The 13532-nt window shown below is 40.6% G+C and carries 14 protein-coding genes and 1 pseudogene; 5 read left to right on the top strand and 10 right to left on the bottom strand.

Annotated features, from left to right (window positions below):
- Positions 1-13: 13 nt before the first annotated feature.
- Complete coding sequence (locus tag MSBR3_RS19000; RefSeq protein WP_052723398.1) at positions 14-538, bottom strand: hypothetical protein; 525 nt, start codon at positions 536-538, stop codon at positions 14-16.
- Between the two features lie 204 nt (positions 539-742).
- On the opposite strand from MSBR3_RS19000, the pseudogene tnpC reads away from it, so the two are divergent.
- Positions 743-2178 (top strand): annotated as a pseudogene (gene tnpC / locus MSBR3_RS19505) (IS66 family transposase).
- A gap of 10 nt (positions 2179-2188) precedes the next feature.
- On the opposite strand, the gene MSBR3_RS12480 reads toward tnpC, so the two are convergent.
- Entirely contained in the window at positions 2189-2746 is a 558-nt protein-coding gene (locus tag MSBR3_RS12480; RefSeq protein ID WP_048108527.1) for a dihydrofolate reductase family protein, read from the bottom strand.
- 141 nt (positions 2747-2887) lie between these two features.
- Between MSBR3_RS12480 and MSBR3_RS12475 the strand changes: the two genes are divergently transcribed.
- A complete protein-coding gene (locus MSBR3_RS12475; protein ID WP_048108525.1) occupies positions 2888-3991 on the top strand; it encodes a hypothetical protein in 1104 nt (367 codons plus the stop codon).
- Positions 3992-4173: 182 nt separating this feature from the next.
- On the opposite strand, the gene MSBR3_RS12470 is transcribed toward MSBR3_RS12475, so the two are convergent.
- Positions 4174-5085, bottom strand: coding sequence for a nitroreductase family protein (locus MSBR3_RS12470; protein WP_048108524.1), 912 nt, complete (start codon positions 5083-5085; stop codon positions 4174-4176).
- A 253-nt stretch (positions 5086-5338) separates the two neighbouring features.
- Between MSBR3_RS12470 and MSBR3_RS21490 the strand changes: the two genes are divergently transcribed.
- Together MSBR3_RS21490 and MSBR3_RS12460 are read left to right on the top strand one after the other, a co-directional pair.
- Entirely contained in the window at positions 5339-5473 is a 135-nt protein-coding gene (locus MSBR3_RS21490; RefSeq protein ID WP_268989083.1) for a hypothetical protein, read from the top strand.
- Positions 5474-6179: 706 nt separating this feature from the next.
- Complete coding sequence (locus MSBR3_RS12460; protein WP_048108522.1) at positions 6180-6980, top strand: carbon-nitrogen hydrolase family protein; 801 nt, start codon at positions 6180-6182, stop codon at positions 6978-6980.
- A 44-nt stretch (positions 6981-7024) separates the two neighbouring features.
- Here MSBR3_RS12460 and gatB read toward each other — a convergent pair whose 3' ends face one another.
- The 3 genes from gatB to gatC are packed head-to-tail and all read right to left on the bottom strand — an operon-like array spanning position 7025 to position 10234.
- Positions 7025-8512: an Asp-tRNA(Asn)/Glu-tRNA(Gln) amidotransferase subunit GatB gene (gene gatB / locus MSBR3_RS12455; protein WP_048108521.1), complete on the bottom strand. Its 1488-nt coding sequence runs from the start codon at positions 8510-8512 to the stop codon at positions 7025-7027.
- A complete protein-coding gene (gatA, locus tag MSBR3_RS12450) occupies positions 8513-9940 on the bottom strand; it encodes an Asp-tRNA(Asn)/Glu-tRNA(Gln) amidotransferase subunit GatA (protein ID WP_048108520.1) in 1428 nt (475 codons plus the stop codon).
- Positions 9941-9952: 12 nt separating this feature from the next.
- Positions 9953-10234, bottom strand: a complete 282-nt coding sequence (gene gatC, locus MSBR3_RS12445; protein WP_048108519.1) for an Asp-tRNA(Asn)/Glu-tRNA(Gln) amidotransferase subunit GatC — start codon at positions 10232-10234, stop codon at positions 9953-9955.
- Positions 10235-10315: 81 nt separating this feature from the next.
- Here gatC and MSBR3_RS20370 point away from each other — a divergent pair, with 81 nt between their 5' ends.
- Positions 10316-10498, top strand: coding sequence for a hypothetical protein (locus tag MSBR3_RS20370; RefSeq protein WP_155396810.1), 183 nt, complete (start codon positions 10316-10318; stop codon positions 10496-10498).
- 15 nt (positions 10499-10513) lie between these two features.
- On the opposite strand, the gene priL is transcribed toward MSBR3_RS20370, so the two are convergent.
- The 4 genes from priL to MSBR3_RS12425 form a co-directional block, all read right to left on the bottom strand.
- Positions 10514-11605 (bottom strand): DNA primase regulatory subunit PriL, encoded by a 1092-nt coding sequence (priL, locus tag MSBR3_RS12440; protein WP_048108517.1) that lies wholly within the window; start codon positions 11603-11605, stop codon positions 10514-10516.
- Position 11606: 1 nt separating this feature from the next.
- Positions 11607-12344: a DNA polymerase sliding clamp gene (locus MSBR3_RS12435; protein ID WP_048108516.1), complete on the bottom strand. Its 738-nt coding sequence runs from the start codon at positions 12342-12344 to the stop codon at positions 11607-11609.
- A 298-nt stretch (positions 12345-12642) separates the two neighbouring features.
- The gene (locus tag MSBR3_RS12430; protein WP_048108514.1) at positions 12643-12957 is read right to left on the bottom strand and encodes a transcription factor S; all 315 of its coding nucleotides are present in this window, start codon (positions 12955-12957) and stop codon (positions 12643-12645) included.
- Positions 12935-13351, bottom strand: coding sequence for an NUDIX domain-containing protein (locus tag MSBR3_RS12425; protein ID WP_048108512.1), 417 nt, complete (start codon positions 13349-13351; stop codon positions 12935-12937). The genes MSBR3_RS12430 and MSBR3_RS12425 overlap by 23 nt, the downstream gene beginning before the upstream one ends.
- Positions 13352-13532: the final 181 nt, after the last annotated feature.

The raw sequence follows: 13532 nt of genomic DNA, 5'->3' as shown, positions 1-13532 counted from the left end.
TTTATTTTGAAGCTTAAATATAATAGACGGCTTTAAGCGTGTAGTACTCCGTTCCAATGATTGATTTTCCGAACACATTGAGTTTCCAGTTTCCTCCTTGCAGATATTTCCCCGTTTTCGGTTTTATACGTAAGATGATTTTGTTGTTAGACTTAGCTTTATAGGGACCATAAGAGGCTCCTGTAGGGGAAAATATAGTAAGGCTTAGGATATTTTTCTTATTTCCCCAGCTTAAAGATATGTCAAGATAAGTTGCTTTTTGGTTTACTTGTGCTTTGTTATATTTCGTCTGTCCTTGTACTATGGAGGTTCCTGTTGAGCATATATCAAAGCTGCTTTCAGATACTTTGGCGAATTCCAGTAGTTCTACATCTTTCTTGATTGTTATCGAAGATGAAGCACTTTGAGTGCAAACAAAGTCATCTTTCAAGAGTTCAACAATATATTCTTGTTCGGTGGAAATCGAATTAACTTCCTGATCTATGTTTTCTCTATACAAGGTTGTTATAAAATCACCAAAAAATATGTAAAAAGACAAAATATAAATATTTTGATTTATACCTGTCGAATTAAAGCTAACGCTGTTTTTATAATCAATATAATATATTATCTGCTAATATCTGTTTCAACGCTACTTATTAATTAATAAAAAAATTGGTAACTATTCAGGTAGCCTTGTTAAGGCTACCCAATTCTTCCTCTTTCCGAGGAAAAATTGGATTAAAATGAATCATTTTCTTCCTTGATGAAACGTGAAGAGATTCTTGCTTTGTGTGCTTCAAACTCTGAAGCTATTGCAGCTTACATTGAAAGTCTTGAATCCCAAATTAAAGATCTCACTCAAAGATTGACAGCCTTAGAATCTCGCTTAAATCAAAACAGTAGAAACAGCAGTAAACCTCCTTCTACTGACTATTTTTTCAAAGGAAAACCTAATCCCAAGAGTCTGCGTAAAAAGAGTGGCAAGAAACCTGGAGGTCAAGAAGACCATTCAGGAACTCTTGAAATGATTGATAATCCTGAGTAGACTATTGAACATTCTTTGAGTTGCTGCAAAGAGTGTGGACATAATCTTGAGGACATTGAAGATGAGGCTCATGAAAAAAGACATATTTTTGATATTTCACCTGTAAATCTTACTGTCACTGAACATCGAAGTCAGATAAGGACCTATCCTTACTGTGGAAGATTAAATAAAGCTGATTTTCCAGAATCTATAAAGTATCCAATTCAATATGGCCCTAATATTTTGCCCTCGGCAATTTACTTTAAAAATTATCATTTCATTCCTTACGAAAGGATTTTTGAATTGTTTAACGATGTAATGGGGATAAAAATCTGTTTTGCTACTATTATTAAAGCAGAAAGAGAATGTTTCCGGAGTTTGGAGGATTTTGAAAATAGGGTTAATGAGAAGTTAGTAGCTTCTCCTGTCATCCATTGTGATGAAACTGGAATGAAAATTCAAGGAAAAAGACACTGTCTTCATGTAGCTTCTACTGACAAATACACCTGTTATTTTGCTCATCCAAAAAGAGGATCCGAAGCTATTGATGCTATGGGAATTCTTCCAGAGTTTAAAGGGGTAACAGTTCACGATGGATGGAAACCTTACAACGGTTATAATTGTGATCATGCTCTTTGCAATGCTCATCTCCAGAGAGAACTTACTGGAATTGAAGAAAATTATAAACAGCAATGGGCTAAAGATATGAATGAGCTGTTATCTGAAATGAGAAAGTATGCTGATGAGTGCAAAGAAGAGCAGGTCAAAGATCTGGATTTTGAACAAGTTAAGGCATTAGAAAAAAGGTTCAATGCTTTAGTCGAGAAAGGAATTGAAGAAAATCCACCCTCTTTAAATCCTGAAAGACAAGGAAAACGTGGTAAGAATCCTAAAACTAAAGCAAGAAATCTGCTTGATAGGTTTATATAACATGAAGAAAAGATTCTGCGATTCTTGACAGACTTGAAAGTTCCCTTTGAGAATAATCAAGCAGAAAGAGATGTCAGGATGATGAAACTACAGCAGAAAATATCAGGAACTTTCAGGATCATGCAAGGAGCGGAAGCTTTCTGCAGAATTAGAGCATATATTTCGACAATGAAAAAGATGGTTTACCGGTTTTAGAGGGTATTCTCGCGGCGCTCAAAGGAGCGCCGATAACTATACCCTGAATAGTTACTATCATTTTTTTATTTGTTCCTGAACTTTATACTCCAACCTCACAAGTCCATTTTCATATCTTTCAATCCTTCCACTCCTGAGCCTGACCTCTTTCCCGATGTGGTCAAACAAAGGAATTCCACCTCCAAGGATAATTGGAACCACAAAAACAATCAGATCCTGCACAAGGTTTTCTTTAAGAAATGCTTTAATGAGCTGTGAACCGCCCATGAGCCAGATATCTTGATCCTTATTTTCTTTCAGCAGACGAACGAATTCTGTAATATCACCGGTAACAAATTCTACGTTCTTTTCGTGGTGCAAAGACTCTTTTTGCCGGGTAAATACGTATGTTTTTTTCTCCCCGTAAGGCCATTCTCCGAATCCAAGCGCCTGTTCATAGGTCTTCCTGCCCATGAGAACTGTGCCGATTGACTCATAAAATTCAGAATAACCATAATTGGTTTCGGGATTGTTATCATATTTGGTTAACCAGTCTATGTTGCCGTCTTCTCTTGCTATAAAACCGTCAAGGCTGCAGGCGATGTAGAGTTTTATTCTCGGTGGGTTTTCTTTCAATATCTTTTCCCCCTTTGGTGATTATATCTCATTTTATGTGACTCTGATTCTATTTCAAAAACTACTTCTCCATAACAGATCGCTTTCCAATAAACTGTAAAATCCAAACCTTTATACCTTTTCCTTTCCCAAAAGCTCTTCATGTCCTCTTCAGGCGTCCTTTTTCCTCTCAAAACTGAACATTCTATTAAAGACCGCCTCTACTGGAACTTCTTAAACATAATACCTTTCCTTATCGGTTCAATCGCAATCGCCAGGGATTCACTCAAATGGGTAGCGGTTTACATAGGGATAGCCCTTTTTTTCTTCCTGGTCCTCGAATTCAGGTTCGTCTGTACTCATTGTTTTTACTATATCCAGAGTAAAGGCTGCGTAAAGTGCATGATGCTTTCGGGAGTACCAAAAATTTTTAAAGACCGTCCAGGACCTCACAGCCTTTTTGAAAAGATTATTACTGTTCTTGGGGCTCTATCCGTGTTTCTTTTTCCGGTTTACTGGATTATCAGTGACCCTCTACTTCTGGGAACTTATATTGTTGCCTGGGTACTGTTCTTTCTGACAGCCTATCGGTATGAATGTGTAAGATGCATTAACTTTGAGTGTCCTATGAATTGGGTGCCTGCGGGTGTGAAAGAAGAATTTGAGAAAAGGGATGGAATTTCTGAAAATATTGGGTTTTCAAGAGAGGAACTTCAGGCAGCAGGTTCAGGCAGATCTGTTTCCCTTAGAGTAGAGCACGAATTTAAAGACTTCCTTTACTGGAACTTCGTAACGCTAACTATTCTGTTTTCTGCGGGGCTTGCGATCGGCATCAGTTCAACAGGATGGCTTCTTGCCTACATTCTCACACTTTTCTTCCATTTCAATATTCTTGAACAGAGCTTTTTCTGTACTCACTGCCCTTACTATCCGAAGGAAGGAAAAAAATTAGGGTGCATGATGAACTGGGGCTGGCCGAAGCATTTCAGATCCAGGCCGTATCCTCCAGGAAAATTCGATCTCGCCGTTACTACTCTTGGGTTCCTAGTCGTGATTCTCTTTCCCGTTCCCTGGCTTTTGAGAGAGCAATTTTTATTGGGTGCTTATTTAGTTTCCATTTCGATTTTCTTGCTAACGATCTGGAGATATGAGTGCTGCCGCTGTATCTATTTTGGATGTCCTTTTAACAGGGTTTCGGTTGAAGTGAGGAATGAGTTTGAGAGGGAAAAAAGGTTGAGTGCGAGTTTGAAGAATATTAAATTGTAAGTTTGAAGATGATCATAATGGAAGTTAGATAAAAATTAAACTGAGCCCAGCTCAAGCCGAAGTTTGTGTTAGTAATTTAATAATCTAAAGAGCAATTTATAATCTAATAATCTAAAGAGCAATTTATAATCTAATAATCTAAAGAGCATTATAATCTAAAGAGCAATTTAAAAAATTCTTTTTTAATAATAATGGATTTTTGCCAAGTTTCTCCGGATAGCACGTTTGTATTTTACTGCGGGGTAACCAAAAATGACCACTATTCCAGGTTGGTTTCGGGCGCTGATTCCGTACTTTTCTTTCACGTCTTTGCCTCCATTTTTCAGCATTGGACCAATGGTTCCTATCATGCAGCTTCCAAGGTCCAGGGTTTCGGCTGCAAGCATGGCATAGGTAGCTGTGATAAAGGGATCTGCCAGGTCAGCATAAGGAGATACGTGGAAGTACATAGCAAGGGGAGCTCCGTAGAGCAGGTAATCTGTATCTTCTTTTCTCATTTCTTCAAAGATTCCAATCACCGGATTTATGAATTTGTCAAGGACTTCATACTCTTCCATCTTGATGAAAGGCCGCAGAAGGAGAAGTGTAGGCTTTGAAAATATCCATTTCTGACTTTTCATAAGCTCTAACATGTCATCGGAAAATTCCCTTACCTTATCTTTTCCGTTTATAACCAGGACCTCAACATCCGAAGGAGGAATTCCCATGGGTGCCGTGCTTACTGCTACCAGAATCCTGTCTATTTTTTCCTGTTCGACGTCTCTGTCATCGAATTCCCGAATGCTTCGCCTGGCTAGCATGAGAGCCATAAGTTCTTCATACCCGGCTCTTGTCTCTTCCATCGGGATATCCATAAAGGAAGTCTGGGATATGTCTCTTCCTTCAATCGTGATAGCTCCTGTGGGGCAAACTGCAGCACAATGTCCGCAGCCGATGCAGCCGAAATAGCGAGTTTGGTCAATTCTTACTTTATTGTTTTCAAGGTAAAGAGGTGCTCCTTTGCAGACTTTAACACAGAGACCACAGACCTTACACTTCTCATTATCGATTCTGACAGTTGAGGTTTCAGAATATCTGGCTGTAGGGATGGCCATATATTTTGTTCTGACCGTGGCTATAAAAATTTTTGGTTGAATGCAGTTTGACTAAGAATCAAAGTGTTTTTCCTGTCGGTCTGAATGTCTCTCTTAAATATTTGGGTAAACGTAACCTGCATACAGTGTGACAACTTTTCTAAACTAACTTGCTCAGCTTGATAGAAATCTATTTGTACTATAACACGGTAATTTATTTCCGTAGTACATGTGTCAAATGATGGACTACAACCAAACAAAAGGAGTTTCAGATATGAAAGACGCAACCCAGGAGACTTCTCTCAAACCCGTTTTGCATGGGTTTTTGTTAAGTAACGGAAAGTTTATCACTCCGGCAGAAATGAATATTATGGAAAGCCTCGGGGTCGTCCGGTCAACAAAAACCTGAATTCCACAAACAAATCGGAAAAGACATCTCATTGGACAGACTAAAGAAGTTCTCATAAATAATTTGCAATAATACCCTAAAAATCTTCGACTCCTTAATCAGCCCTGTAAAAACTTCGACTTGTTGATAATATAAAAACTCAAAAACTTCCAGCAGAACGATCTTTAAAAATGGAACAAAAATGACTTCCATAAATTAGCAAAACCTCCAATCCCTGTACAAAACTGTAAAAAGCCGGAGAAGTTGTAACTAATATTGATTTCCTCCATAATCCAACTTCCTAAAAACGTGGAAGCTTAATAAAAAACTTGATCAACAAGACAAGAAAAACAGATTGAGTAACTTACTGATATATTCGATTAGCCTGTTCTCTTCTGTCCTTTCCGGTTGAAGTTTTTCATTGTCTCTTTTCATCAATTTTTATCAGTTTCTATCAGTTTCCTTTTATCAGTTTCCTTTTATCAGTTTCCTTTTATCAATTTCCTTTTATCAGTTTCTTTTTGTCAATTTCCTTTTATCAATTTCCTTTTATCAGTTTTTTTTGTCAATTTCCTTTTATCAATTTTAATCTTCTTTATCAGTCTTTTTTATCGGTCTTCTTTTACCAGTTTTTATCAATCCTTTCTATCCTCCGGTCTAACCATTAAATGGAGTAACTTTATGAAGTAAAATAACTTATACTTCGTGGAAGGAAAGAGTGACAACCATGAAAGTTGCCTGCATCCAGATGAATATCTCTCTGTGCTCAAAAAAGGAAAACCTTGAGCGTGCCCTCTCCCTGGCAGAAGAAGCGGTTTCGAAAGAAGCTGAGCTGCTTGCATTTCCGGAAGTCTTCTCCACCGGTTTTTGTTATGACCGGATAGTCGAGGTAGCTGAAACTGTTTCCGGTTCTACCATCGGAGCTTTATGTGATTTTTCAAAGGAACATCAATGTATCCTTGCGGGTTCTATGATAGAGCAGAGAGAAGGCTCAGAATTCAGTAGTGAAATGAACATTCCTCCTCAGTTCAACCTGGGGTTCTGCATTGAGTCCGGAAAGCTAGTTGGAATCCATCGGAAAACTCAGCTTTACGGTCTTGAAAAAGAACATTTTGCACTTGGAGAAGATATACATCCTATTCGGCTGAAAAAGTATGGACTTTCCATGGGGCTTATGGTATGTAACGAAATCCGTTATCCGGAAGTTTCTCGAAAACTTGCTCTTGAGGGAGCTGATTTTCTGGTTTCGGCTTCTGATATGCCTGATTTTTATATCTATCCCTGGCGTATTATGTCTCTTTCTCGAGCAATTGAAAACCAACTGTTGCATATCGCCTGTAATAGAGCAGGAAATGATAGGTTCTCAACTTATGCAGGAAAGTCTTTTATTGCCGACGGATGGGGACGTATTCTTGCAGAAGCCGGAAAGGAAGAATGTGTTCTAATTGGGGAAATCGATCTCGAAAAGGCAAAAGAGATCAGACAAACTGGCTCTATCATTGAGGATCGGAGGCCTGAGATTTATTAATTTAGATAAGTTAAAACATAATAAAAAGGTGAACCCTTGTAGGGTTACCCTTTCAGTTCTTTAATTATCAGGTCGCGTGCAGTTTTTGCATCCGCCGTACCCTTTGTCTTTTTCATGACCTGCCCTACAAGGAAGTTCAGGGATTTCTCCGTGCCTCCAAGATAGTCCTGTACTGCAGCTTCATTCTCGGCAATTGTTTCGGCAACCGCTTTAGTCACCAGGTCGTCTTCGGCTTTGAAAAGGCCTTTTTCTTCGATAATCTGGAACGGAGTCTTTTCCTCCGCAGTGTCCAGCATAGTTCGAATTACTTCAACGGCAGCCCGGTCACTGATTTTACCTTCGGCAAAGAGGTTAACCAGTTCTACCATATCTGAAACCTTTATAGAATTCTTTATCCTTGGGTCTTTCCCATGGATAAAACCTATTTTCTCCCCGTCATAAGAAGAGATTGCAAGGTCACGGTAGTTTAATTCTCCAAGGAAGACATCAGCTGTCCAGGTAGCTGCAATCTTCGGGTCAACTCCTTTTGCACAGACGCCTTCATAAAAGTCAGCAAGCATAATCTTTGATGTAAGAGACTTTGCATGCATATCCGTAATTCCGTACTGCTCTATGAAACGAGAGCGTTTTGCGTCCGGAAGTTCAGGAAGAGTCTCCTTAACTGCAGGAATCCAATCGGTAATGCGCATAGGCATAAGGTCGGGTTCGCGGAAGTAACGATAGTCCTCAGCTTCTTCCTTTGTCCTCATCGAGAGCGTTACGCCCCTGCCTTCATCGAAGTGGCGAGTTTCCTGTGAGATTTTTCCTCCACGCCTGATCACATTTTTCTGACGCATAATCTCATAGAGAAGAGCTCTTTCAACTCCTTTATGGGAGGAAATATTCTTAACCTCAACACGGGTACCCCAGTGGACTGAAACGTTTGCATCCACACGCATTGCTCCTTCAAGGTTACCGTCAAAAACATCCAGATACTCAAGGATATTCCTGAATTTGTCAAGGAACCTTCTTGCCTCCTTGGGACTGCGCATATCAGGTTCCGTAACAGTCTCGATCAAAGGCACGCCTGATCTGTTATAATCGATAAGGACACCTTTTGACTTCTCTATACTTCCGATATGCACAAGTTTGCCTGGATCTTCTTCCATGTGGGCTCTTGTAATCCCTACCGTATGTTCTCCGTCTTCGCCTTCAATTACGATTTTTCCATTGCTCACAATTGGAAAATCATACTGTGTGATCTGGTAACCTTTGGGAAGATCGGGGTAGAAATAGTTCTTCCTGTGGAACTGCGTCTCTTCTGCAATCTCCCCTTCAAGGGCAAGCCCAACTTTAATTGCAGCTTCCACCACTTTTTTGTTGAGAACAGGAAGCGCCCCCGGAAGGCCCAGACAGACAGGGCAGGTGTGAGTGTTTGGGGCTGCATTGTGATAGTCTGTAGAGCATCCGCAAAACATCTTGGTTTTAAGTTTATTCAACTGGATATGAATCTCAAGCCCGATTCTTATTCCGTCCGGATTTTCATAGACCATTTATGCCACCTCCGAAGGTCTCTTTATGTGATAATCAGTATTTTGCTCGAAAGTATATGCTGCACGCAGCACAGCAGGCTCGTCAAATGGTTTTCCCATTATCTGAAGTCCTATTGGAAGACCATCAGTGAAACCGCATGGCACGGAAAGTGAAGGAACTCCTGCAAGATTGATCGGGCAGGTATTCACGTCCGAGAGGTAGAGAGTAAGCGGATCTTCTATTTTTTCTCCTATTTTAAAAGCAGGATTTGGCATAGTTGGAGCCATGAGCACATCAACTTTTGAGAGGGCTTTGTCAAAGTCCTGCTTCACAAGAGTTCTGACCTTGAGGGCTTTTAAATAATACTTGTCGTGATATCCTGCTGAAAGGGCATAAGTTCCAAGGAGAATTCTTCTTTTCACTTCGGTTCCAAAGCCTTCGGCTCTTGTTTTTGAAACCATGGAATGCCAATTTTCACCACTCGCTCTATATCCGTAACGTGTTCCGTCAAATCTTGCAAGGTTTGAGGATGCTTCACTCATTGCAATGATATAATAAGACGCAAGAGCATACTTTATATGAGGCATGGAAACCTCTTCCCAGGACGCTCCGAGATCTTCGCATTTGTGTATGGCGTTCCAGACAGCCTTTTCAACATCTGGATGGATGCCTTCTCCGAAAAACTCCTTTGGAACCCCGATTTTAAGCCCTTTTACATCTTCCACAAGAGCTTTCTGGTACTCGATTTTACTGTCAATTGAAGTCGAATCTTTACGATCGTAGCCGGCTATAACATCCATCAGCACTGCAATGTCTGTCACATTGTTTGCAAGAGGTCCGACCTGCTCAAGAGAGTTTGCATAAGCTACAACTCCGTACCTTGAAACCGATCCGTATGTTGGTTTAAGTCCAACTACACCACAGAATGCCGCAGGACAGCGTACGGACCCTCCTGTGTCTGAACCAAGGGCAAAAGGAGCTTCTCCTGCTGCAACAACTGCTGCACTACCACCGGAAGATCCACCAGGTACTCTTTCAAGGTCCCAGGGATTTGCAGTCGGCCCAAAATAGCTGGTTTCCGTAGAAGAACCCATTGCAAACTCGTCCATATTAGTTTTTCCCAGGATTACTGCACCTGCAGCGAGAAGCTTTTCAATAACATGAGCATTGAATGGTGGGATATAACCCTCAAGAATTTTCGAACCGCAACTGTTTGGCAGTCCGACTACGGAAATATTATCTTTTATTGCAATTGGTACCCCTGCAAGAGGACCGTTATGCCCCTCAGCATCAATTTTCTTCGCCTGCTCAAGAGCTTTTTCAGAGACAGTTATATAACCGTTAATTTTGCTCTTTCCTATAACTTCGAGATACTGAGCTGTTACTTCTTCGGCTGAGTTTTCCTCAATTTTTTCCTTTACCTGTGCAACGCTCATCCATTTTGCCATAAAAAACCCTCCTCAGCCTATCTTCGGAACCCTGAAGGCTCCATCCTGCTTGTGTTCGGTGTTTGCAAGAACAACCTCCTGAGGGAGACATTCTTCTACCACATCTTCCCTGAACACGTTATAAATCTCAGCCACGTGGTAAGTAGGAGCTACGTCTTCTGTCGGCAACTCGTCAAGTTGTCCGAAGTACCCCAATACTGAATTAAGTTTTTCCATGTATTCGACGGTTTCCTGTTCGCTAATATCAATGCGAGCAAGCCAGCCGATGTGTTCTACATCTTCTTTTGTGATCATGAAAGTTCCTCAAAAACAGAATGATCCTGAATAAATACCGTTGGTTGCTGCATAATACAAATAGGTTAATGGGATAAATATATGTTCATCCCGAGTTCCGTCACCCGAGTTCCGTCTCGGGAGGACGGTGCCCTTTTCGCTCACTTCGTTCACTCAAGAGGGCTGAATTACCCGAGTTCCGTCACCCGAGTTCCGTCTCGGGAGGACGGTGCCCTTTTCGCTCACTTCGTTCGCTCAAGAGGGCTGAATTATGGGGTAGAGTAACTGATTTTCAAGTCGCTATTCTTTCTTTTCTTTTCCTTCTTCTTTTTCTTCTTGTTTTACCTTTCCCTCTTCTTTTTCCTTTTCTTCCCTTTCTTTCTCTTTATTTTTCAGATATATTTTCTTCTCGTAGTAAGCTAGAGGATGATTGATTTTTTCACATAGTCGGTCTTTACCTATGCAGTTTCCATAGGTTCTCATGGTATCACATGCAGGAGGCTTGTATATGTTTCCTGTTGCACCTGCAATATGCTCTATCTGGTAAAGGGTTACTTCTGCGTCAAAATCAGGAGAAACATTGAAAAGGTTAAGAATGTCATCAACTGACATTCCTACGCTAAGCAGGAAGGAAGTCGTGGCAAAACGCATAGAATGGGCAAGGTTTACTCCACCCTGTATATTTGCAAGGGCATGGGATATACAGGGAGGAAAGAGTTCGGGCTCCACTATGCCAAAGTCCGTTGTTCCGAATTTTTTCTTGTGGACCTCAAACTTGTCTTTTATTTCGGCAACATAAGGGATGCAGAAACTTGACACTTCAGAAGGAATTTTAGGAATCGGGAACGATTTTTCTATTCTTTCTTTGATTGCTTCTTGAAGAAGTCTTACAAAGTCTTTTTTCGTAACTGCGACCATTCCGGATCTAAGTTCCCGGTTTGTTAATTTCCATATGGGTTCCCTTATTGAAGAGGAGAAGCGTATGTAATCTGCAAAATGCATACTGAACTGTAAGTTTTCAACATCTGCTTGAATCCCAAAATCTTCTCCAAGTTCAAGTAAAAAATCAGTACTTTCTTTTTCGAGCCATTTTGAGGCTGCTTCTGCTTCTTTAAGTGCATATCGCTTAGTGAATAACTGGTCATCCACGCAAGCAACTAAAATTTGAGCAAAAGGATAAGAGAGAGTCTCGGAAAGAAGCCAGCTTTCGTCTTTCATGAGTGGTTTTTCAATCTCTCCTTCGATGGACTGCATTACTCTTTCCATCCCGCGAGCTCGAGATCTCCGGAAAGCTGGAGAATTAAGTAAACTCTCTAACGAGATTCTAAGGCTTTCTACATAAGCAGATACTTCTGAAGCAAATGGGTAAAGAGCGATATGTTCTTCGTCCATTTCAGTCCGACTCAATTCTTGGAGCCAGGAGGTAAGAAATCCTTCCTGCACCGTTTGCAATTTCAAAATCTATAAGCATTGGGAAGTCTTTTCCAAGGGAGAGAGTAACTTCATTGACTTTGTTTGTGGGTTTGACTATATCGGTCAGATAATCCAGAGAGAAAAGAGAACATGCTTCACCTGCTTTCAGGTCGATTAGCTGATCTCTGCCCATCTCGAGACGAACCTGATCAGTATCGCCTTTTGCTTCCATATAAAATGTGTCGTCAGAAACTCCCATGAGCATATGGTCGCTTATTTTTTCGGCAGCTTTAACAGCACGTCTGAGGTCTGCACCGTTAAGAACAACTTTAGCAGGTAATTCGAGCTGTGGGACTCTTGGTTCTGCTCGAATTGTAGAAGGATCGAGAAGAGAAAGTGTATAAGACAGCCCTCCGACATCAATCAGGAGTTTGTGATTTCCTTCTTCAAGTTCCATCTGGACTGTGTCGTTCTTGTCCGCAATTCCCAGCAGGTCCGTAATCTTATTCAGGTCGACTCCGATTTCACACTCATCAGCGTTATACTCATCGAAAGCAGATGACCCAAGCTCGAAAATTCCCATTGCAACGTTAGCAGGATCAACGGCTTTTACCGAAATACCTTCTGGTTTTATCCTGAATCTGACCTCATCTACAATTACAGCTAGTGCGGCAACCGCGTCTTTCAGAAGCTCTGCATTAATTGCTGCCTTAAACATGTTTCTTCTCCAATAATAAATTTAAATCTAACTCTTTATTACCCTTGAGATATATAAATTTCTTTACAGATTCCGAAATTCCAGCTCACTTAATGAATTAACTCTCCAAGTATGGTCAAACGGGTTTATGGAACTGGAAAAACCACTAGATTCAAACTCCCGGCAACTATATAAATCTTGGTCAGAAAACAGGGCGGCTTCAGGCTCTGTTTAAAGCAGAAAGGAAGCTGTAGCCTGATGAATCTATTTTTTCGGGAAATGTACTTTTTTCAAGGGGTAATAGAAAGGTAATTAAATCTCAGTCGTATTCTCTCCAGGTAAATCCACATTTCGTACACTTGAAAAAGCGGGTTTCGGATTCGTCAGCCGACCTAAGTTGTCTGAGCCACCAGGCTGCAGTATTATTTCCACATTCTGGGCATTTTGCACTTGTTGTCGGCAGGCCTGAAGTCTGCTCGCCTTCCAGAACCACTATTTCATGATCATCGATCTTGGCTCTGGAAACAAAGCTTTTTTCATCACTTTTTATAGGTATTATGTTTCCGCATTTTCTACACTCAAAATTTCCGTTTTTAGGAAACATCATACTTTTACATTTGGGACAGAACTGCATTAATATCACTTTTTGCGTCGTTTATAATTTTATTATGGTCAAAAGCCAGTTCAGGAATGGAATCAAGCTCAAAAAGATCGACGGAATCCGCATCAGATCCGGATTCGAGTTCTCCTAATCCCTTTGCAAGGTAGCATACTGAAACAGTATGCCCTCTGGGGTCGCGGTCCGGATCGGAATAGACTCCTACAAGTTTGATAAGCTCTACGGAAAGGCCTGTTTCTTCAAAAGCTTCCCTCACTGCTGCTTTTTCTGTAGTTTCCCCTATTTCTACGAAGCCGCCAGGAAGGGCAAATTTTCCCTGATATGGAGGATTTTTTCTCTTCACAAGCACAAGCTTATTTTTAAAGAGGATCACGGTATCAACGGTTAAACTAGGAGTTTGGGGTTTCATAAAACGCCTTCGCATTTTTCTTTTTGGGAGATCTCTTTTTCCGCCACCAATCCCTTTCTGATTTTGCTTTTCCGGCAGGAAAGCCAGAACAAAATAATATTATTATTGTACATAATGTAGAAATTCTTCATCTTATTTCAATTTTGACATTGTAAGTCATGTTTCTGTCGAGCAGAAAAGT

This window comes from Methanosarcina barkeri 3 (assembly GCF_000970305.1).
GTDB classification, from domain to species: Archaea; Halobacteriota; Methanosarcinia; order Methanosarcinales; family Methanosarcinaceae; genus Methanosarcina; species Methanosarcina barkeri_A.
The sequence above is the reverse complement of the archived record's forward strand: the minus strand, read 5'-3'. Positions and strand labels throughout refer to the sequence as shown.